Source organism: Loktanella sp. PT4BL (genome assembly GCF_003201935.1).
In the GTDB taxonomy this organism is placed as follows: Bacteria; Pseudomonadota; Alphaproteobacteria; order Rhodobacterales; family Rhodobacteraceae; genus Yoonia.
In genome coordinates this window covers 514919-536976 of record NZ_QJJL01000001.1, presented here as the reverse complement: position 1 = coordinate 536976, position 22058 = coordinate 514919, and the positions used below count along the sequence as shown (strand labels likewise).

Below are 22058 nucleotides of genomic sequence, written 5' to 3'. Positions count from 1 at the left end.
ACGTTTGCGCGCGCTTTAGCACGGGGGCAAAACGAATGCACCTGCTAGCAGCAACACCCGGTGCAATCAGCGACGGCAGCGAACCGGTCGATCTGGGACAAACCCCTGCCGATGTGGTGATCATCTCCGCAGCCGACACAGAACTCGCCGCGCTGGCCGAGGCCCGCGCCGAGATGGCAAATCCTCCCGGCTTGCGACTGGCGAACATGATGCATCTGACGCACCCGATGTCGGTCGATTTGCATCTGGATGATTGCGCCACAAAATCAGGACTGGTGATCGCGCGTATTCTGGGTGGCGCAGGCTATTGGAAATACGGCCTCACCCAATACGCTGCCCGTCTGCGCGAAGCGGGTATCCCCTTTGCGGCCCTTCCTGGTGACGACAAACCCGACCCTGAATTGCGCGAACTCTCGACCATCAGCCCGGAAGACTATGACACGCTGTGGTCATACCTAGTCGAAGGCGGCCCCGAAAACACCACCAACCTTCTCGCCTATGCCAAAGCAATGCTGGATGGCGGCGAAAAACCCAATCCGCCGCGGCCGCTTCTGCGCGCAGGCGTCTATTGGCCGGGCGCCGGGATCGCTGATCTGGCTGCAGCACAATCCGGCTGGACAACAGGCGGACCTATCGTGCCGATCATCTTCTACCGCGCGCTGGTCCAAGGCGGCGGTCTGAATCCGATCAACCGTCTGACGCGCAGCCTGGCACGCGCAGGGCTGAACCCGCTGCCCATTTTCGTAGCAAGCCTCAAAGACCCCGTCAGCACCGCCACGCTTAACCAGATCTTCGACGCAGCAGCGCCGGACGTGATCCTGAATTGCACCGCCTTTGCCGTGGGCAGCCCGCATGACGGTGATGACAGCCCCGAAAATCCGCTCCTCAGCAACAACGCACCCATCTTTCAGGTCATCCTCTCCGGTGCCGCCGAGGCGTCATGGGCCGAAGGTCTCCATGGTCTCACCGCCCGCGATATCGCTATGAACGTCGCCTTGCCAGAGGTCGACGGGCGCATCCTCTCCCGCGCTGTCAGCTTCAAAGGCGAGGCCTTCTTTGATGAGGCCACCGAATGCCCCATCGCCACCTATCAGGCCCGCGGCGACCGGATTGATTTTGTCACGCAACTGGCCAAAAACTGGGCCCGCCTGCGCCACACACCCGCCGCGACAAAAAAAACCGCACTGGTCCTCGCCAACTATCCCAACAAAGACGGCCGGCTCGCCAATGGTGTTGGCCTCGACACGCCTGCGGCCACAGTTCACGTGCTGAACTTGATGAAAGACAAGGGCCACACCGTCACGCCGCCCACCGACAGTGCAGCACTCATGGCGCAAATCATGGCAGGCCCTACCAATTGGCTGACCGACCGCGCGGACAAGGAAGGGGGCGAAATCCTCCCTCTCGACACCTACCTGACTTACTTTGAGGCCCTGCCATGGGACATCAAAGAACAGATCACAGCGCGCTGGGGCAAACCCGAAGATGACCCCTTTATCATCTTGCCGAAAATACTCCCGCCGGAGGCTCCGACAGAGCCCGCGAAAACAGGGTTTGCCCTCAGCATCCACCGTTTCGGCAACGCCCTCGTCGGCCTGCAACCGGCGCGGGGCTATAACATCGACCCCACCGACACCTACCACTCCCCTGATCTTGTTCCGCCGCACAACTATCTGGCCTTCTATTTCTGGCTGCGCCACTACTGGGGTGCGGATGCCATCGTGCACATGGGCAAACACGGCAACCTCGAATGGCTGCCGGGCAAAGCCGTAGCCCTTTCCGAGACCTGCTGGCCTGAGGCAGTCTTTGGCCCGACGCCACATATCTATCCCTTTATCGTGAACGACCCCGGCGAAGGCACCCAAGCCAAACGGCGCGCATCGGCCGTGATCATTGACCACCTGACCCCACCGCTGACGCGCGCGGAAAGCTATGGGCCCTTGCGCGATCTCGAAGCACTGGTTGACGAGTACTATGAAGCGGCAGGCGTCGATCCCCGCCGCATAGACCACCTCCGCCGTGAAATCCTGTCACTCTCTGATGTGACCGGCCTGGCCAAGGACGCGGGCTTCACCGGCGACCAGGACGGCGATCTGGGGAAACTTGACGCCTATCTCTGCGAACTCAAAGAGGCACAAATCCGCGACGGGCTGCATATTTTCGGGCAATCCCCGACAGGCCAACAAGAACGCGATCTCGCGATTGCCCTGGCCCGCGTCCCGCGTGGCGATGGCAAAGGCAAAGACGCGTCCCTCTTGCGCGCACTGGCCGCAGATCTCGCACTCGGCATCGACCCGCTCGATTGCGATATGGCAGATGCACCACCGCAAAAACCAGTCACGCTGTCCGATTGCACCACATGGCGCACAAACGGCGATACGGTCGAAAAACTCGAGAACCTCTCCCAACGCCTCGTCTCCCGCGAAGAGCGCCCGCCAGGGCCGATGAGCGCGGCGGTGCTGGGCGAAATCCACAACCATATCCTGCCCACGGTGCAGGCCTGCGGCGCTGCTGAAGGCGCGGCCCTTCTGCGCGCACTGGATGGCCATTTCGTCGCCCCCGGTCCATCCGGCGCACCGACACGCGGCCGCATGGATGTGCTGCCGACGGGGCGGAACTTCTACTCGGTCGACAGCCGCGCCGTGCCAACGCCAACCGCTTGGGCCTTGGGCTGGAAGTCTGCAAACCTGCTGATCGAAAAACACCTGCAAGACCACGGCGACTGGCCCCGCAGCCTGCTGGTCACCGCATGGGGCACCGCCAATATGCGGACAGGTGGCGACGATATCGCCCAAGCGCTGGCACTCATGGGTGTCAAACCCACATGGGACAGTGCCAACCGTCGTGTCACGGGGTTCGAGGTGCTACCCCAATCCGTCTTGGGCCGCCCCCGCGTGGACGTGACCTTGCGTATCTCCGGTTTCTTCCGCGATGCCTTCCCGCAACTGATCGCGCTCGTCGATAGCGCCGCACGTGCGGTGCAAGACATGGATGAACCCGTTGATCTGAACCCTGCCGCCGCGCGCGCAAAAGCGGGCGAAGACCAGACCCGCGTTTTCGGCTCAAAACCCGGTGCCTATGGGGCTGGCCTGCAGGCACTGATCGACGAACGCATCTGGGCGGATAAATCGGATTTCGCCGAGGCCTATCTGGAATGGGGCAGCTACGCCTACGGCAAAGGCGCTGAGGGCCGCAAGGACCGAAAAGCCTTTGAGGCGCGGCTGACACAAGCCGAAGCAGTCGTGCAGAATCAGGACAACCGCGAACACGATATCCTGGACAGTGACGATTATTACCAGTTCGAAGGCGGGGCCGCCGCCGCCATTAGCACGCTGCAAGGGCAGGAGCGGCCGATCTACCACAACGACCACTCGCGCCCTGAGCGGCCCGTCATCCGCACACTGGAGGACGAAATCGGCCGCGTCGTGCGCAGCCGCGTGGTAAACCCCAAATGGATCGACGGCGTGAAACGGCACGGCTACAAAGGTGCATTCGAGATCGCGGCAACTGTGGACTACCTCTTCGCCTTTGCCGCCACCACGGGTGCGGTGCGCAACCACCATTTCGATCTGGTCGAAGAGGCCTTTATCAAGGACGAGGCCACGCGGGATTTCATCGCCGATGCCAATGCACCAGCGCTGAAGGAAATCGCGCAGCGCCTGCAAGAGGCGATTGACCGCAACCTCTGGCAACCCAAATCCAACTCCGCCCGTGCGCGCATCGCAGGATTATTGTAGGGTGGCTGAAACCCACGGATCGAAAGTGAATACCATGACGGATGATAAAGACCGCCACGCGATGAAAATGGCCAAGAAGAAGGCCGCGCGCGACAAGATCATGGCGACAAAGACCGACAAGAAAGGGCTGGTTATCGTCCATACCGGCAAAGGCAAAGGCAAATCCTCTGCCGCGTTCGGCATGATCTTCCGCTGTATCGCCCATGACATGAAATGCGCGGTCGTCCAGTTCATCAAAGGCGGTATGTCCACCGGCGAACGCGACCTGATCCTTGCTAAATTCAGCGACACCTGCGCGTTCCACACCATGGGCGAAGGCTTCACCTGGGAAACGCAGGACAAATCCCGCGACACCGAAATGGCACAGGCCGCCTGGGCCAAAGCCAAAGAGCTGATCCTGGACGAGACAAATCACATGGTCCTGCTCGATGAAATCAACATCGCGATCCGCTATGATTACGTGAGCGCCGCCGAGGTTGTCGCCTTCCTGCGCGACCATAAACCGGAAATGACCCATGTGGTCCTGACGGGCCGCAACGCCCACGAAGACCTGATTGAACTGGCTGATCTTGTGACTGAAATGGAACTGGTCAAACACCCTTTCCGGTCGGGCATCAAGGCGCAAATTGGTGTGGAATACTAAGGCGTTCAGTGCCGGAGGCTGTCAGATGCACCATGTAATCAAACTGAGCGACAGCGACTACATCGCAAGTGGCAGTGAGCGTGATGTCTATCAGCATCCCTCCGACCCCACAAAACTTCTCAAGGTGCTGCGTGACATCTCAAACCAACGCATTCGGTTTACGTTCCGCGACATCTCGACATGGCTCTTGCCTGATGCCCGCCTGCGTCTGATCCGTAAGGAGTACGATGAATACCTGCGCATTCGTTTGCGCTTCCCTGAACCACAAATGCGCCTGCCTATTACTCATCTATATGGTCTCGCACCGACAAACCGCGGTTTGGCCTGCGTCGCAGAGCGCGTCTCGGGCGCGCAAGGCGGGGTGGGTGAGACCATGAAGACCTTGCTACAGCAAGGGCGGTTCGAAGAAGAAGAGCTTCGCCTTTTCAATACTTTTGTGACCCAGTGCTTTACACTCGGCATCCGCGCCGGTGATCTAAAACCTCATAACCTTGTCTTTGGCTATCGCGAGGCGGGATATGAGTGTGTGTTGGTCGACGGGTTCGGTGACATACACGCTCTGCCCGTTCGCTCGATGGGGCGCTGGGCAAACGCGTTGGGGCTTCATGACAGCTTCAAGATATTGGCCAAGCGGACCGGTTTGGTATGGGATCGCAAGAACCGCAGCTTCCAACGCGCCGCAGGTGAATGATGTCACCGCCGCGACCCGCCCATCTCAACCACGATCATTGCCGGAGTACTTTATGCCCAAACACCGCGTCCTGACTGAATTCGGCATGGGTACCAGCCTGCGCCGGCAAGACTATACCCAAGCTGCGCGCCGTGGATTGCAGGACGCGCTGTGGCACAACTCGATCAATATGGCCGAGCTCTTCGGTTTTCCCAAAGAAGCGATGCTCATCGATGTAGAGATTGGCGTGCAAGAACCCGATCAAGTTGACACCGCAAGTCTGCTGGACATCTTCCCTTACGGCCAGCCCACGATCACCGTCCACCACGGTGGCCTTGATATCCCCCGCCCCGACGGCAAGCCGACGGTCATTGCCAATGTCGCCATCAATGTCTCATTCGAAATGGAGCGGACCTGATGGAGCAACGGATCATCATCGAAATGGGCATGGGCAACGACCTGCACGGGATGGACTATCAAAAGGCCGCTGCCCGCGCGATCGAAGACGCGATCCGGCATTCCACTCTGCCGATATTCGACAGCATCAACCTGCCCCACGGCGAAATGCGGGTGCAGGTCACCGTTGCTGTGCAAGAGCCTGACAAAATCGACCCGGAGGCCCTGACCTCCGGCCTGCCGCGTGGCCGCGCGCATGTCAGCGTTGTCAAAGGCGGGCTGAATATACCCAACCCCGAAACAGGTGACACCGCCGTGATCGCCACAGCGGCAGTCGAGGCCTTTTTGCCGTCTCAAGCGGGCAAATGGGTACAAGACTAGATGGAGCTGACGCAGGCTCATCGGGACGCCTTGCAGGATATCCTGCTCTGGCGGCGTGATGTCCGGCACTTTCTACCCGATCCGGTCCCGCAGGAAGTGCTGGACCGGCTGCGAAAGGCGATGGATTTTGCGCCTTCGGTGGGAAATGCGCGGCCCTGGCGGGTACTCCACGTGAAATCGACTGATCTGCGCGCGGCCGTGATCCGCAATTTCGAGGCCGCGAATGCACAGGCCGCCGCAGCCTATAAAGACGATCAGCGCGCCGCCTATAACCGGCTGAAACTTGCAGGGCTCCGCGAAGCGCCGGTCCATCTCGCCATCTTTACGGAAAGAGACCCCAAAGCAGGGCACGGTCTGGGGCGCCAGACCATGCCAGAGATGCTCGCCTATTCTACGGTAGCCGCCATCCACACCCTTTGGCTTGCCGCCCGCGCCGAGAACCTTGGCGTCGGCTGGGTTTCGATCCTCGATCCGCAGGCTGTGGCGCATAGCCTGCATGCGCCCGACAACTGGGATCTGACCGCCTATCTCTGCCTTGGCAAAGCCGCCTCGGATGATGACACACCGCTGCTGCATCGCAACGCGTGGCAAACCAACGCAGAAACCATCTGGCAGGATGTCTAGGCCTTCTGCGCCGCAGCCCTGACAGCACTGAGCGTCGCGGCGGTTGTCAGCGCCTCCTCATCGACCTGACACTCGATGATAGCCACGGTGCCTGCGGCTTGGGCGCGCGCAAAGGCTTCGGCAAAATCCTCTGACCGCGTGACCTTCTCACCGTGCCCGCCATAGGCGCGCGCGAATGCGGCAAAATAAGGGTTGGCAAGTGCAGTCCCCGACACCCGCCCCGGATATGTCTTTTCCTGATGCATGCGGATCGTGCCGTAGCGGCCGTTGTTCATCACCACGACAATCGGCTTTGCGCCATGCTGAACGGCGGTCGACATCTCGTTGCAGGTCATCTGGAAACAGCCGTCACCCGCAAGGCAAACGACAGTGCGGTCCGGATGCGCCAACGACGCGGAAATCGCTGCCGGAAACCCGTATCCCATCGACCCGGAAGTCGGGGCAAGCTGTGTGCCATATTGCTTGTAAACGAAATAACGGTGCAGCCATGCAGCATAGTTCCCTGCCCCGTTTGTGATCATCGCATCATCTGGCAGATGCTCGGACAACCATTTGATCACCGCCTCTTGCTTCAGCGCGCCGGGGCTTTCCTGCGGGGTCAGCCAGTGGTCATAATCAGCCCGCGCAGCGCTGCTCCAGCCGGACCAATCGCCCGCATGTTCGGCATTTGCCAACTGGCGCAGCACCGCAGGCGCGGTGGCGTTGATTGCGATGTCAGGGGTGTAAACCCGCCCCAGTTCATCCGCGTCGGCATGTACATGCACAATCCGCTTGGCCGGATTGGCGGGGTCAACCAGCGTATAGCCTTGCGTTTCGATATCGCCGAACCGCGTTCCAAGCAGGATCAGCGTATCCGCATCGCGCACCCGCTGTGCAAGTTTCGGATTGATCCCGACGTTCAGATCACCAGCATAATTGGCATGGTGGTTATCCATATAATCCTGGCGCCGGAAGCCTGCTGCGACCGGGACATTCTGGCGCTCGGCAAAGGCCTGCAGATCGGCTTGGGCCTGTGCAGACCAGTGCGGGCCACCCACGACGACGAGCGGGCGTTCGGCCTGTGCCAAAGCGTGCAGGATCGTTTGCGCCGTGCTCTCTGGCAGCGGATTTGCGATCACCTCGGGGATATGCAGATCGGGCACATCGGCGCTGGCGCTGAGCATGTTCTCCGGCAGGGCCAACACCACAGGACCGGGGCGGCCCGACATGGCGACACGGAACGCGCGGCCGATATATTCCGGCAGGCGGTCGGTGTCGTTCACCTGTGCGACCCATTTCGCCAGACCGCCAAAAAATGACTTATAATCAACCTCTTGAAAAGTCTCGCGATCCGTCTGCCTATTGTCGATCTGGCCGACAAACATGACCATCGGCGTGCTGTCCTGCATCGCGATATGGATGCCTGCAGAGGCATTGGTCGCCCCCGGTCCACGGGTAACAAAACAGACGCCGGGCTTGCCGGTCATTTTGCCGTAGGCCTCGGCCATCATTGCGGCACCACCTTCCTGACGGCAGACGATGTTGGGAATGCCGCTGTCGTACAGGCCATCCAGGGCCGCAAGAAAGCTCTCGCCCGGCACCGAGAATACCCGCTCTACGCCGAGCTTAACCAGTTGATCGCTCAATATTTTTCCGCCATGCCGGACCATGATGTTCTCCCAGATTTTGCGGACAGCATGTGCCATGCACATAGCCTGTGCAAGGGCTACTGTTGCGCTTTGCAACCTGCGCTCTATCTGTCCTGAAACCGTTGAAAGGATTACAAATGACAACTCTTCTTGGCATTTCAGGCTCGCTCCGCAAGGCATCGACCAACACGCTTTTGGTCCAGAACGCAGCGGAGATTTTTGGCGCCGATACATTCACCCTCGCCGACATCGATTTTCCCCTCTTCAACGGCGACGTGGAAGCGGCAGACGGTATCCCTGCGAAGGTCCAGACCCTTTCCGATCAGATCGCTGCGGCGGATGCGGTCATCATCTCCACGCCCGAATACAACAAGGCACCCTCGGGCGCCTTGAAGAACGCGCTGGATTGGGTCAGCCGGACCGAGGGCAATCCTTGGAACAACAAACCTCTTGCCATCATGTCAGCCGCTGCAGGCCGCGCGGGCGGCGAGCGTACGCAGTTTGCGCTTCGCCTAATGATGATGCCGTTCCGGCCCGACATCTTGCAGGGACCAGAGGTGCTCGTCGCGAGTTCTGGCAAGGAATTCGATGAAAACGGCAAGTTGACGGGCGAGATTTATATCAAACTCCTGACCGAGTTGATGGATGCGCTGAAGGCCCGTATTTGATGTACAGAAGCTGTACACACCCTGTACACAACCTGTACGTACAACCGTATGGCGGGTAAAAGGCCCAAAGCGAGAAACTGGAGACATAGATGGCACGTGGCGCAGGTGGATCTGATGGCGGGACCGGCAGCTTTCTGATCGGGCTGATCATGATGGTGGGCGGTGGCTATCTGTTGCTGAATGGCATTGTGGTGCGGCCAAACTTCGGGCTGGGCAGCCGCGTTTTCGGGATCGGCGGCGTGCCGATCACTTCAGGCATGATCCTGATCCCGTTCATGTTCGGGATCGGGATGATCTTTTACAACGCCAAGAACTGGCTGGGTTGGGGCATCGCAGGCGCGGCACTTGTGGCGCTAATCTTCGGTGTGATCGCGAATATGACCCTGCAACTTGCACAGATGAGCGCGTTTGATCTGATCGTGATACTGGTGCTGCTGGTCGGCGGGATCGGGCTCTTTTTGCGGTCGCTCCGGGCAGGCTGAACGCGCCGCCTTGTCCAATTCAGCGTCGTGCCGTAGGCCTCAGGCGCAGAAATCGGACACCTGGCCAGACCAACTGGTGAGTTTTTCTGGCCAACCGCAATTTGCAAGATGATGGCAGAGCCATCGCCGTTGGCATCAGAGGCTTCCTGCAGAAAAGCAGCGCGCGCGCCAAAAACTCTGCCATCCTTGTCCCTTGTTCTTGCATTATTCGGCTGCGATCTGTTTCGGCCCTGTCTTGGCTGCAGGGGAGAGCAAGCGCATCAGAAGGCCAGGCGTCTTTGCGGAATTGGTCGCGGCTTTTTCGGCGCGCCGTTCTTTACGCATATAAGTATGATAAAGCGCAGGCACGCCGATCAGCGTGAGAACAGACGCAAAGCCGAGCCCTGCCATGATTGCCACCGCCATTGAGGCAAAGAAGGCATCTGTGAGCAGTGGCACCATGCCAAGGATTGTTGTGGCCGCCGCAAGGACAACCGGACGCAGACGACTGACAGAGGCGGTCACAATCGCTTCCGATTGCGCAAGCCCTTCCTCAGATTTCTGGTTGTCGATTTCTTCTACGAGCACGATGGCGTTCTTGATCAGCATGCCCGATAGGCTCAGAAGACCCAAGAGCGCTGTAAAGCTGAAGGGTAGGTTCGTGAACAAGAGGCCAAAACCAACACCGGTGACGCCCATCGGCACGACTGTCCAGATGACGGCGGTCTGGCGCAACTTGCCGAACAGCAGGATTGTGATCAACAGCATCGTGCCAAAAGCCAGCGGCATCTGCCTGCCGAGGCTTTCCTGCGCCGTGCTGGAACTTTCGAACTCTCCCCCCCACTCCATCCGGTAACCGGGCGGCAGCGGCATGTCCTCGATCGCGTTACGCACCTGTGCAAATGCTTCAGGAGCAAGCACACCCGGAATGGTAAAGGCCTGCACACTGATGGTGGGCGTGCGGTCACGGCGCGCGATCACGGTATCGCGGGCAATCACATTGAAGCCGTCAAGCACCTGATCCAGCGTTGTGTAGCCGTTGATGCTGGGCGCATAGATCGGTTGATCAAGAAGGTATTCGCCGCCCAGTTGTTCATGGCGTGGCGTGCGGATCAAGATAGGCAACTGGCGGTCGGCTTCGCGGAAGGTGCCAACCTGCAGTCCATCAGTGGCAAGTGCGATAACCTGAGACACGGATTGACGCGTGATCCCCAGCGCCTGCGCGCGGTCCGTCGCAAAGATAGGTTGCGTTGTCAGTTCGCGTTCACGCCAGTCGATACGTTCCGTGACCAGAAGGTCGGTCTGCTTTTTCAGAATATCCTGGGCTTCATCTGCCAGTCCACGCAGGACCATCGGATCCGGACCTGATAGGCGCAATTCGACATCTGCGCTTACGGGGGGACCATAGATGATCTGCTGCACCCGCGTTTCGGCCCAAGGGATCGTGCGGGCCGTGAAGTCTGTCAGACCTGCTGCAAGTTCGGGAAAGACGTCAGAACTGGTCATGCGGATGACCAATTGACCGTATGAGGGTGATGGGTCCGCAGTGGGATATGTCAGCAGGAAACGGGTCATGCTGGCGCCAACCGTCGTGGTGACAGCTTCGACCTGCGGCTGTTCCAGCAACCACGCCTCGACCTGTGCAAGGTCGTCGCGGGCGGTTTCAATCGCGGTGCCTTGCGCGGCTTTGTAGTTGAGATAGAAAATCGGCGTCGTGGCGGGCGGAAAGAACTGTTGCTTGACCATGCCCATCGCGCCTAGGCCTGCCACCATCGCCCCGATCAATGCCATGATCACCAACCAGCGGGCACGAAGCGCGCCGCGCACAACCTTGCCGTAACTACGGAAAAAGACCGTGTCGTAAGGATCTTTGGCCTCCGGGTTGGTGTCGGTAACAAAGAAGTAGCTGCCCAGAAGCGGTGTGACTGTGACCGCCAGCAACCATGACAGCAGTAGCGAAATTCCGATGACCGCAAAGAGCGAAAACAGGAACTCGCCTGAGCTGTCAGGGCTAAGTCCGATACCGGCGAACGCCATGATACCGATGATGGTTGCACCCAGCAGCGGGACTTGCGTCCGTGCGGCGACCTCTGTTGCCGCCGCAACCGCCTTGCGGCCCCGTTTCATCTGGATTTGCATGCCTTCAGCCACAACAATGGCATTGTCCACAAGCATGCCCATGGCGATGATGAGCGCGCCCAGACTGATCCGCTCGACCTTGATGTCGAAGAGATACATGAAGAAGAATGTAAAGCTGACGGTCAACAGCAGCGAGCCCCCCACGACAACCGCCGCGCGCCATCCCATGAAGAGCGCCAGTACACCGATGACAACAGCTACAGACATGGCAAGGTTGGCCAGAAAATCCGAGTTTGCGGTGTCGACAACGCGGTGCTGTTCATAAATCGGCGCGAGCGTAACACCCACAGGCAAGAGTGTCGCGATCTCGTCGATCCGGTCTTCCACCCGCTGACCGACTGCGACGATGTTCTCGGAGTTGAGCCCCGAAACACCGATTGTAAAGGCTTCGGCACCGTTGTGGCGGATCATCTGGCGTGGCGCATCAATGCGGGCACGATAGACCTCGGCGACATCGGTCAGGTTCAGGATTTCGCCCTGCACCCCGAAGGTCAGCGCGCTGATCTCCGAGACGCTATCATCGGGTGCGGGTGCGTCGACACGCAAATCCTGCCGCCCGTTTGACGCGGTGCCGGTTGGTACCACCTCATCAGCGGCGGAAACAGCGCCGACAATCACATCAGGTGAAACACCCAGAGCTGTAAGGATTTCGCCTGATGGCTCGATAAAGATCGCCTCTTCCGGCAGACCGCGGAGTTCGGCATTGGCCACGCCGTCAACCGTGAGCAGTTCCCGCCGCAAGAAGGTGGCGATATCCCAAATGGTTGCATCGTCATAACCCGGCGCGGTGACAGCGTAGAGCAGGCCATAAACGTCGCCAAAACTGTCGTTGACGCTCGATGGCACCGCTCCGGCAGGCAGTTTGCTCTGTGCATCGGCCACACGGTCGCGCAGATCGTCCCAGACCTGGGCCAGTTCATCGCCGCCGAAGGTATCACGGATCGTCACCTCAACCACCGACAGTCCCGGTGTGTTGCTGGAGGTGACGAAGTCAACCTCGTTCATCTGCTGGATTTCGGACTCCAGCACCTCGGATACTTCGATCGCCACCTCGGCCGCTGTCGCACCCGGGTAGGCGGTGGTGATAATGGCAGATTTCAGGGTAAAAACCGGATCTTCCAGCTTGCCGACGCCAAAGTATCCTGCGGCCCCGCCGACCAAGCAAAAGAGGATCAAGATCCAGGTATAGAGTGGCCGTTCGATAGATAGACGCGCAATCTGCATAGCTTAGAGCCCTTCCACGGTGAGGCCGACGAACCGTTTCACTGCGGCTCCGTCCGGAACCAGATGCGCCCCGATGGTGACGATCTCGGTCTCTGCGGGAAGGCCGGTGACGATGAACTCTGCCCCATTTGTCGAGGCCACAGACACCGGGACATGCCTTGCGGTGAATATCGGGCCATTTCCGTCAAGCGCGACGACGACAGTCTGCCCGTCCGCCCGTGTTGTAATTGCAGTTTGCGGAACAATGATGCCGTTTGTCGGGCGGTCAATGCTGGCGTGCACCCGGATCGTCCGCCCGGGTAGCAGCAACTGATCCGCTGCCAGTTCGGCAGCGAGAGAAAGTGTATAGCTTTGGCCGATCTGCGCCGTTTCGGCCCGATACTCGCGAAACGCTAATGGGATCGGATCACTCAACCCTGCAAGATGACCTTCAAAGGTCACAACGCTGGGGTCCCCGATCTGCGCCAGAAGCCTTTCCGGCAGTTCAAACTCGACACGCGTCTCGGACATATTGTGCAGGCGCAGGATAGGCTGACCCGGCTGGATGGTGGTGAATTCAGTGCCCAGCCGGTCTGCGACGATCCCTTTGAATGGGGCGATGATGGCCGCATCGTCAAGAGCGGCCTCGGCTTCGCGCAAAGCAACATCTGCAAGGTCACGCGCCGTTTGCAGGTTTTCGGCCTGCACCTCGGACGTAACGTTTCGCGTGGCCAGTTGCTGTGCGCGGATCAGGTCGCGTTCCGCTTGCGCAAGTGCCAGCCGGCTTCGTTCGACGGCACGCGCGAACGGGGCAATGTCGAGTCGGGCCAACACCGTACCCTCTTCGATGGAAGCACCCTCTGGGGCTTCGAGGGTTTCTATATAGCCGCCGACTTCGAATGAGAGATCAACAGTCTCCAGCGCCGCGACCTGTCCGAAGAACTGGCGTGTTACGCTTTGCGATGCCGCGCCGACCACCTCTGTCTGAACAAATACCGGTGTGTCTTGACTTTGTGCCTGTGCAGTTTGGCAAACGGCGACAAAGCACGCTATGGCAATTGCCCATGCTTTCATCCAACCTTGTTTCATCGCCGAACGCTCCTATTATCTACCTACCGTTCGGTAGATAGGCATAACTCAGACCAGGTCAACTAGAAATGGAAAAAAACAAAGATCGCGACGCAAAGGGCCGCATTATAGATTTGGCGACCGACCTGTTTTTGCAAAACGGCTTCGCGGGAACGTCGATGAGCGCGATCGCGAAAGCGTCGGGCATGACCAAAGCGAGTCTTTATTATCATTTCGCTAACAAGGAAGATCTGTTCATTGCCTGCGTGACCGATGGCTATCAACACGCGCTGAGCTCTCTTGAAGCAATTGTCGCGGACGACCAGGCAAGTCCGGAGGAAAAGCTGTCACAGGCGTTCGACACGTTATACGACACGGTGATTAATTCGGCGGTCGGGCGCATGTCGCCTCTCATTGCCGAAGTATCGCGCGCGTTTCCGCAGGTGGCGCGGTCTTTTCGTGAAGAATATATCCTGCCGCATGAGGCCTTGGTGGCCCAGATCCTTGCCCAAGGGACAAAGGCGGGTGTCTTCAAGCCGATAGACAAGAAGCTGATGTCACATCTGTTTATAGGGCCGATTGTCACGCTTTCGCTTTCGCGGGAGATGTTTGCGAAATTTGACGATCTGGATGAACATTTTCCTGTTGATGAACTCAAGGCAGGTCATCTGGAGGCGATCAAGGCATTGATTGTGATCAAGTAATTTTGGTCTCACGGCAGTGTCATTCCCTATCCGGAAAAGAACGGCCGTGCGCGCGGACCCTGAAGGCACGCCACCCTACATCCATTACACCAAGTGTAGGGCGGCGCTGTTGGCCCTCGTCAATACCCGAGCGCGCACCCGTCTTTGCGCGGGTCACTTCCGCCCTCAAGCACACCATCCTCATGAAGCAGAATTGCCTGTGAGCCGCCGATCGCCGTCTCTGGCCGCACCACGTTGTGGCCCATTGCGGCAAGTTCGGCTTTGACCGCGTCGCTGTAGCCATCCTCGACCCGCAATTCCGCGCCTTCCGCAAAACTGCGCGGCGCGTCCATGGCGGCCTGTGGCGACAGGCCGAAATCGGTGACGTTGGTGACGAAACGTGCGTGTCCGGTGGACTGGTACTGCCCACCCATGACACCGAAGGGCATGTGAACCTTGCCGTCTTTCTTCAGCATGGCAGGGATGATCGTGTGCATCGGGCGTTTGCCGCCGCCGACCTCGTTGGGGTGGCCCTGTTCCAGCGTGAATCCCGCGCCGCGGTTCTGGAACAGCACGCCGAATTTATCGGATGCGATGCCCGCCCCGAAGGAATGGAACACCGAATAGATCAGCGACACACACATGCGGTCCTTGTCGACCACGGTGATGTAGATGGTGTCTTTGTGCACTGCCTCGGCCCCTGGCAAACCTGCTGGCATCGCCTTTTTGGGGTCGATCAGGGCGGCCAGTTTCGCCGCTGTGTCGGGTGACGTCATATAGTCGAGCCGCGTCATATATTCCGGATCGGACAGGAACCGGTTGCGGGTGTCGTAGGCGAGTTTGGTTGCTTCGGCCTCAATATGGACGCGCTCGGCGCCCCACGGGTCCATGCCTGCGATGTCGAAATGCTTCAGGATATTCAGCAGCAGGATCGCGGTCGCGCCCTGCCCGTTTGGTGGATGCTCGTAAAGATCGAGCCCGCCATAGCCACCCGTGATCGGGTCGGTGTAGTCACATGCCGTATTCGCGAAATCATCCAGCGTATGCGTGCCGCCCAGCGCATTGAGCGAGGCGACCATGTCTTCGGCGACCTCTCCCTCGTAGAACCCCGCGCGCCCGTCCATGGCAATGCGGCGTAGCACCTCTGCCTGTTCCGGTGCACGGAAGATCTGCCCTGCCTTGGGGGCTTCGCCGTTCAACAGATAGAGGTCGCGGGCATGGCCAGAAAGGTTATCCACCGATTGCGCCCAGTCAGAGGCCACGCGTTCAGCCACCGGAACGCCGGCCTCGGCATAGTGGATGGACGGGGCGAGAACGGCCTTGAGGCCCAGTTTGCCCCAGTCCTTGGACAGACGGCAAAAGGCATCAACCGCGCCCGGGATGCTGACCGCATCGGCGGAATAGGGTGCGATCACGTCACCTTTGGCACGCAGTTTGTCGGCATCTATTCCCGCAGGCGCACGGCCTGATCCGTTCAGCGCCACAACGCGGTCTTCGCCCGGCGGTGTCAACAGCACAAAACAATCCCCGCCGATACCAGTCATCTGCGGCTCACACAGGCCCAGCAGCACTGCCCCCGCAATCGCAGCGTCCATGGCATTGCCACCTGATTCCATCATTTGCACGGCAACTTTCGCGGCCAGCGGATGCGACGTTGCGCACATACCATTGGTTGCAAAAACCGCCGAGCGGCCGGGGTGGTGAAAATTGCGCATGGGGAGGTCCTTCCTGATATTGCGGTGAACCTAGCCCGATCGCTGCGACGCGCAACGCAAATGTTCAGGCTTTTCCTTTCGGCGACACAGGCGTAGCGTCTATTGCGTTGGAGGGAGTAAGATCATGCGTGATGTTTTCATCAAAGGTGCCGCCCGCACACCGATGGGCGGGTTTCAGGGAATTTTTTCTGATGTGGATGCACCCACTTTGGGGGGCGCCGCGATCAAGGCCGCACTTGCGGGCGCCGGCAAACCACATGTTGATGAGGTCCTGATGGGCTGCGTCTTGCCTGCAGGTCTGGGACAGGCCCCTGCACGGCAGGCAGGGTTTCTGGCGGGGCTGGATGACAGCGTACCGGCCACGACCGTCAACAAGATGTGCGGTTCCGGTATGAAAACAGCGATGATGGCGTTCGACCAGATCGCCCTTGGCGGCGCCGACACGATGGTTGCAGGCGGCATGGAAAGCATGACCAACGCACCATATCTGATGTCGAAACTGCGCGGCGGGGCGCGGATCGGGCACCAGAGTGTGCAGGACAGCATGTTCCTCGACGGGCTCGAGGATGCCTATGACAAGGGCCGTTTGATGGGCACATTTGCCGAGGATTGCGCCGAGAAATATCAATTCACCCGTGACGCGCAGGATCACTATGCGATCGCATCCCTGTCCAACGCGCTCGATGCCGAAAGGTCTGGCGCGTTTGACAATGAAATCGCCCCCGTCACCGTGCATAGCCGCAATGGTGAAGATGTCTTCACCCGTGATGAACAACCGGGCAAGGCACGGCCCGAAAAGATCCCGTCGCTGAAACCTGCATTCCGCCCTGACGGGACGGTGACGGCCGCCAATGCATCGAGCATTTCCGATGGCGCGGCGGCCTTGGTTCTGTCGGCTGACAACAGTGGCGCGCGTGCGCGGATCGTGGGCCATGCCAGCCATGCGCAAGCACCGGGGTGGTTTACGACGGCGCCCGTGCCTGCCGCGCAAAAGCTCTTGGCCAGGATCGGCTGGGACGTTGATGATGTCGACCTGTGGGAGGTCAACGAGGCTTTTGCCGTTGTGCCGATGGCGTTCATGCATGAGATGCATATCCCGCGTGACATTGTGAATGTGAATGGCGGGGCCTGTGCCTTGGGCCATCCGATTGGGGCATCCGGTACGCGCATTATCGTGACCTTGCTGAATGCACTGGAAACACGTGGGCTCAAACGGGGTGTCGCCGCCATCTGCATCGGTGGTGGCGAAGGCACGGCGATTGCCATTGAGCGGGTTTAGAAAGACATGAAAGATACGGCGATGCGCGTGAATTATGATGACCTGACCAAAACGATTGCCGCGCTGACCGAAGGCGAGGATGACGTGATTTCCTTGATGGCGACAGTTGCCTGCGAGGTGCATCACAGCGATGACCGTTTCGACTGGACCGGTTTTTATCGGGTGACCGGCCCCGAGATGCTCAAGATCGGGCCGTATCAGGGCGGGCACGGCTGTCTGGTGATCCCGTTTTCGCGGGGTGTTTGCGGAGCCGCCGCGCGCACGGGTGAAGTACAGCTTGTGCCGGATGTTGATGCCTTTCCCGGCCACATTGCCTGTGCCAGCAGTACACGCTCGGAGCTGGTGCTGCCGGTCCATGACCGCAACGGTGCGTTGCTGGGTGTTTTTGATATTGATAGCGATCAACCCGATGCCTTTGATCAGGCGGATATCGCGGGCATGCAGGCTATCCTCAATCTCGCCTTTGCAAAATAGCGCGCCGCTGGCAGTATCCGCAGCATTCAGCACAAAAACTATTATGCAAATGCTAAGGACCACGGTATATGAATATTTATGTCATTTTTTCACGGTGCGATCATGCGGGATGAAAATGTCACCGTTTCATCGCTTGGAGCGGACATAAGGTCATTGCGCAAGTCACGGCGGATTACGCTGGCTGATCTTGCTGCAACTTTGGGCCGTTCCGTTGGCTGGCTCAGCCAGGTCGAGCGCGATTTATCCTATCCGGACCGCGCCGATTTAGCCCGCATCGCAAAAGCGCTCGATGTCTCGATATCCAGCTTTTTCAAGGTTGCCATCCCCCCGGAAGAAGAAGGGCATATTGTGCGGTCGCATGCGCGCCGCCCGATCGGCAGCCGGACCGAAGGCTTGACCGAGGCGCTGTTGTCACCCGATCTGACCGATGATTTTGAAGTCATCCATTCCGCATTCGCCCCCCACTCATTCTTGCCCGAACCCCTGAGCCGGCCGACCCAAGAGGTCTGCTATATCATCAAAGGCAAGTTTGAGATTGCGCTTGATGGCCAGCACTTCCAGCTTGGGGCCGGCGATAGCTTCCGTTTGCGCGGACAGCAGTTCCAGTGGTGGAACAAACATGACACCCCCTGCGAGATCGTCTGGGTGATCTCGCCGCCGGTTTATTGAGGGGATCGCGATGGCGCTGCATCAACGCTTCGATAGTCGTGCCTTCGCTTTTATGCCCTACATCCTATGCCGCCGACTGGCGCAAATCATCACAAGAGTGCCGCAGTTTGCGTTGACCGGCCTGCGTGGTTGGCGCCTGCTGGACATATGTTTTCCGCCGATGCCGGCGATGATGACTCTTTCACGGACCATGGCCCACATGCCCCCGACCAGAGAAGGTAAACGATATGGCTGATTTCCCGACAACTGCACGTGTTGTGATTATTGGTGGCGGTGTTGTGGGGGTCTCGACCCTCTATCATCTGGCCAAGAAGGGCTGGACCGATTGTGTTCTGCTGGAAAAGAACGAGTTGACGGCGGGATCGACATGGCATGCCGCAGGAAACTGTCCGTCTTTCAGCACTTCATGGGCAGTGATGAATATGCAACGCTATTCGCTGGGCCTTTATAAGGGGCTCGCCGAAGAGGTGGATTATCCGATGAATTACCACGTCACCGGATCCATCCGGTTGGCACATTCCAAGGAACGCATGCAGGAGTTTGCCCGCGCGATGGGCATGGGCAACTATCAGGGACTGAACCTGCGGCTGATGACGCCGGATGACGCGAAAGAGATGTATCCGTTTCTGGAAACCCATGATCTGGAAGGCGCGCTTTATGATCCGGACGACGGAGATATTGATCCCGCGCAATTGACGCAGGCCTTGGCCAAGGGCGCGCGCCAGATGGGTGCCAGGATCGAACGGTTCTGTAGTGCAACGGGTGTCACCCAGCATGCGAATGGCACATGGACCGTGCATACCGAAAAGGGTGATATCGACTGCGAAAAGGTCGTGAATGCCGCAGGCTATTATGCCCAGCGCGTCGGCGAATGGTTCAAACCCTATGGCGGGCGCACCGTGCCAATGGTGACAATGTCGCACCAGTTCTTCCTGACCGAGGAAATTCCCGAACTGAAGGCTTGGACCGAGAAAATGGGCCACAAGGTTCCTTTGCTGCGCGATGTGGATAGTTCCTACTATCTGCGGCAGGACAAGAACGGGCTGAACCTTGGCCCCTATGAGCGCAACTGCAAGGCACATTGGGTGACACCCGATGATCCGCAGCCAGAAGATTTCAGCTTTCAGCTTTATCCCGATGATCTGGAACGACTGGAATGGTATATCGAGGATGCGATGGCCCGCGTGCCGATCCTTGGCACCGCAGGCGTGGGCCGCGTGATCAACGGGCCGATCCCCTATGCGCCCGACGGGCTGCCGCTGCTGGGGCCGATGCCCGGCGTCAAGAATGCGTTCGAGGCTTGCGTCTTTACCTTCGGCATTACCCAAGGCGGGGGCGCGGGCAAGGTCGCTGCGGAATGGATCGTGGACGGTCAGACCGAATGGGATATGTGGGCCTGCGATCCGCGCCGCTATACCGATTACACGGATCAGGATTACTGCCACCAGAAGGCGATGGAGATTTACGGCCACGAATACGGCATGCATTTCCCCCACAAGATGTGGCCTGCAGGGCGCGACAAGAAACTGTCGCCGGTGCATGACAAGGTGCTGGAACTCGGCGGGCAGATGGGTGCCTATAACGGCTGGGAGCGCGCCAACTGGTTTGCCAAGGATGGCGATGACACCTCGCTTGAGGCAACCGAAACATGGGAGCGCGCAGGCCCATGGCAGCCGCGCGTGAAGGAAGAATGCGAAGCCGTCCGCGACGGTGTAGGCGTCCTGGACCTGCCGGGTTTTTCGCGGTTCAATCTGGCGGGTGACGGTGCCGCCGAATGGCTGCGCGGCCGGATCGCAGGCGGTTTGCCAAAGGTGGGGCGCATGAACCTTGCCTATTTCGCTGATGATCGCGGGCGGATCCTGACCGAGATGTCGGTCATGCGGCATGGCGAGGACCAGTTCACGCTGATTACGGCGGCCACGGCGCAATGGCATGATTTTGATGTGCTGAAGGATGCGCTGGATGCGGGGCTGTCTCTGACGGATCACACGACCGAATATTCCACGCTAATCGTGACAGGACCGAAGGCGCGAGACTTGTTTGAGAGCATCGGAACCGAGGCGGATTTGTCGGCAGGGTGGTTGAGCCATCAGGCGGCAAAAGTTGCTGGTGTTGATTGTGCGCTGGCGCGGGTCAGTTTTGCGGGCGAACTGGGTTGGGAAATCCATGCGGCCATTGCCGACATGCCCGCACTTTATGACGCGGTGCTGGGCGCTGGTGCGGTACCCTTTGGCATGTTCGCGCTGAACGCGCTGCGGCTGGAAAAGGGTTATCGCGCGTGGAAAGGTGATCTGAGCACAGATTATTCGCTGCTTGAAGGCGGGTTGGAGCGGTTTATCAACTTCGACAAACCGCAGGATTTCACTGGCAAGGCGGCCCTTCTGGCGGAAAAGCAGGCGGGTGTGAAAAAGCGTTTCGTCACGCTGACGCTGGATGAGCCCGGCCCTGCGGATGCGCCCTACATGTCCACAATCTGGGTGGGCGATGAGGTAGCGGGTGAAACCACATCGGGTGGTTGGGGATACCGCGTGGATAAATCCATCGCGCTTGGCATGCTGCGCGCGGATGCCGCTGTGCCGGGGGCTAAGGTTCACGTTGATATCTATGGCGAACGTTATATAGCGACGATTCAAGAGGATCGGCCTCTTTGGGATCCGGAAAACAGCCGGATCAGGGCGTGATCTTGCCCATCGGACCTATAACATTCGGAGACGCATTTCGTGACAGATATCATCCTTCTTGACGGCGGCATGGGACAGGAGCTTGTCCATCGTGCCGGAGACCGGCCCACACCGCTTTGGTCCACGCAGGTGATGATTGATCACCCCGGACTGGTGGCGCAGGTGCATGCCGATTATCGCGCCGCAGGTGCGACGGTCCATACCACCAACACCTATGCCGTTCTGCGCGACAGGCTCGAAGGGACCGGCATGGAAGATCACTTTGCCAACCTGCAAAAGGCCGCACTTGACGAGGCGCAAGGTATGGGTGTTCTGGCAGGGTCTATCGGACCGTTGCGCGCGTCTTATCGTCCTGATCTGATGCCTGCGCATGAAGAGGCAGTCGCGATTTACACCGAGGTTGCCAATATGCTGGCACCGCATGTCGACATTCTTATTTGTGAAACCGTTGCTTCTGTTGCCCACGCCCGTGCGATCCTTGAAGCCACGGTTGCGACCGGCAAACCTGTCTGGCTTGCCCTGACAGTGGATGAAAACGATGGCACAAAGCTGCGCTCGGGTGAGCCTGTGGCAGATGTCTTTGCCGTGGCGGGGGATGCAAGTGCAATTCTGGCGAATTGTTCGTCGCCCGAGGCGATTAGCACCACAATGGGAATTCTCGCGACATCCGGTAAACCCTTCGGCGGCTATGCCAACGGGTTTACCAAGATCAGCGAAGGGTTCCTGGGTGATAAACCCACAGTGGATGCGCTGACCGCGCGCAAGGACCTTGGGCCTGAGGAATACGCAGGTTTCGTGATGGGCTGGATTGATCAGGGCGCCACGATTGTCGGGGGCTGCTGCGAGGTCGGGCCTGCGCATATCGCGAAGCTGGCAGAAAAGATCAAAGCCGCCGGACATCAAATTACCACACCATAACAGCCGCTTGAGCGGAAAATA

19 protein-coding genes are annotated in these 22058 nt (G+C 59.2%); 15 read left to right on the top strand and 4 right to left on the bottom strand.

What is annotated here, in order from left to right:
• The first annotated feature begins 35 nt into the window (after positions 1-35).
• The 6 genes from cobN to bluB are packed head-to-tail and all read left to right on the top strand — an operon-like array spanning position 36 to position 6451.
• Entirely contained in the window at positions 36-3737 is a 3702-nt protein-coding gene (cobN, locus tag C7964_RS02590) for a cobaltochelatase subunit CobN (protein ID WP_110278113.1), read from the top strand.
• A 34-nt stretch (positions 3738-3771) separates the two neighbouring features.
• A complete protein-coding gene (cobO, locus tag C7964_RS02585; RefSeq protein WP_110278533.1) occupies positions 3772-4380 on the top strand; it encodes a cob(I)yrinic acid a,c-diamide adenosyltransferase in 609 nt (202 codons plus the stop codon).
• A 25-nt stretch (positions 4381-4405) separates the two neighbouring features.
• A complete protein-coding gene (locus tag C7964_RS02580) occupies positions 4406-5071 on the top strand; it encodes a YrbL family protein (protein WP_110278112.1) in 666 nt (221 codons plus the stop codon).
• 52 nt (positions 5072-5123) lie between these two features.
• Positions 5124-5468 carry a Lin0512 family protein gene (locus tag C7964_RS02575; protein WP_110278111.1) on the top strand — a complete coding sequence of 115 codons (345 nt, stop codon included), beginning with the start codon at positions 5124-5126 and terminating at the stop codon, positions 5466-5468.
• Positions 5468-5827 (top strand): Lin0512 family protein, encoded by a 360-nt coding sequence (locus C7964_RS02570; protein ID WP_110278110.1) that lies wholly within the window; start codon positions 5468-5470, stop codon positions 5825-5827. Before C7964_RS02575 ends, C7964_RS02570 begins: the two co-directional genes overlap by 1 nt.
• Positions 5828-6451, top strand: a complete 624-nt coding sequence (gene bluB, locus C7964_RS02565; RefSeq protein ID WP_110278109.1) for a 5,6-dimethylbenzimidazole synthase — start codon at positions 5828-5830, stop codon at positions 6449-6451.
• On the opposite strand, the gene C7964_RS02560 is transcribed toward bluB, so the two are convergent.
• On the bottom strand, positions 6448-8100 hold the full coding sequence (locus C7964_RS02560; protein WP_110278532.1) for a thiamine pyrophosphate-binding protein: 1653 nt from the start codon (positions 8098-8100) through the stop codon (positions 6448-6450). The genes bluB and C7964_RS02560 overlap by 4 nt on opposite strands.
• 116 nt (positions 8101-8216) lie before the next feature.
• Here C7964_RS02560 and C7964_RS02555 point away from each other — a divergent pair, with 116 nt between their 5' ends.
• Together C7964_RS02555 and C7964_RS02550 are read left to right on the top strand one after the other, a co-directional pair.
• Positions 8217-8747, top strand: coding sequence for an NADPH-dependent FMN reductase (locus C7964_RS02555; protein WP_110278108.1), 531 nt, complete (start codon positions 8217-8219; stop codon positions 8745-8747).
• A gap of 89 nt (positions 8748-8836) precedes the next feature.
• Positions 8837-9229 carry a hypothetical protein gene (locus C7964_RS02550; protein WP_110278107.1) on the top strand — a complete coding sequence of 131 codons (393 nt, stop codon included), beginning with the start codon at positions 8837-8839 and terminating at the stop codon, positions 9227-9229.
• Positions 9230-9433: 204 nt separating this feature from the next.
• On the opposite strand, the gene C7964_RS02545 is transcribed toward C7964_RS02550, so the two are convergent.
• Together C7964_RS02545 and C7964_RS02540 are read right to left on the bottom strand one after the other, a co-directional pair.
• A complete protein-coding gene (locus C7964_RS02545; RefSeq protein WP_110278106.1) occupies positions 9434-12571 on the bottom strand; it encodes an efflux RND transporter permease subunit in 3138 nt (1045 codons plus the stop codon).
• Positions 12572-12574: 3 nt separating this feature from the next.
• Positions 12575-13639, bottom strand: coding sequence for an efflux RND transporter periplasmic adaptor subunit (locus C7964_RS02540; protein ID WP_110278105.1), 1065 nt, complete (start codon positions 13637-13639; stop codon positions 12575-12577).
• A gap of 113 nt (positions 13640-13752) precedes the next feature.
• Between C7964_RS02540 and C7964_RS02535 the strand changes: the two genes are divergently transcribed.
• On the top strand, positions 13753-14322 hold the full coding sequence (locus C7964_RS02535; protein WP_181417093.1) for a TetR/AcrR family transcriptional regulator: 570 nt from the start codon (positions 13753-13755) through the stop codon (positions 14320-14322).
• Between the two features lie 119 nt (positions 14323-14441).
• Here the strand turns inward: C7964_RS02535 and C7964_RS02530 are convergent, their stop codons facing one another.
• Positions 14442-16016, bottom strand: a complete 1575-nt coding sequence (locus C7964_RS02530) for a gamma-glutamyltransferase family protein (protein WP_110278103.1) — start codon at positions 16014-16016, stop codon at positions 14442-14444.
• A gap of 124 nt (positions 16017-16140) precedes the next feature.
• Here C7964_RS02530 and C7964_RS02525 point away from each other — a divergent pair, with 124 nt between their 5' ends.
• The 6 genes from C7964_RS02525 (at position 16141) to C7964_RS02500 (ending at position 22037) form a co-directional block, all read left to right on the top strand.
• On the top strand, positions 16141-17295 hold the full coding sequence (locus C7964_RS02525) for an acetyl-CoA C-acyltransferase (protein ID WP_110278102.1): 1155 nt from the start codon (positions 16141-16143) through the stop codon (positions 17293-17295).
• 21 nt (positions 17296-17316) lie between these two features.
• A complete protein-coding gene (gene msrC, locus C7964_RS02520; protein WP_110278531.1) occupies positions 17317-17769 on the top strand; it encodes a free L-methionine (R)-S-oxide reductase MsrC in 453 nt (150 codons plus the stop codon).
• Between the two features lie 78 nt (positions 17770-17847).
• Entirely contained in the window at positions 17848-18438 is a 591-nt protein-coding gene (locus tag C7964_RS02515) for a helix-turn-helix domain-containing protein (RefSeq protein WP_286163719.1), read from the top strand.
• Positions 18439-18448: 10 nt separating this feature from the next.
• Positions 18449-18673: a hypothetical protein gene (locus tag C7964_RS02510; RefSeq protein WP_110278101.1), complete on the top strand. Its 225-nt coding sequence runs from the start codon at positions 18449-18451 to the stop codon at positions 18671-18673.
• Positions 18666-21119, top strand: coding sequence for a GcvT family protein (locus C7964_RS02505; protein WP_110278100.1), 2454 nt, complete (start codon positions 18666-18668; stop codon positions 21117-21119). Before C7964_RS02510 ends, C7964_RS02505 begins: the two co-directional genes overlap by 8 nt.
• 39 nt (positions 21120-21158) lie before the next feature.
• The gene (locus tag C7964_RS02500) at positions 21159-22037 is read left to right on the top strand and encodes a homocysteine S-methyltransferase family protein (protein WP_110278099.1); all 879 of its coding nucleotides are present in this window, start codon (positions 21159-21161) and stop codon (positions 22035-22037) included.
• Positions 22038-22058 lie beyond the last annotated feature (21 nt).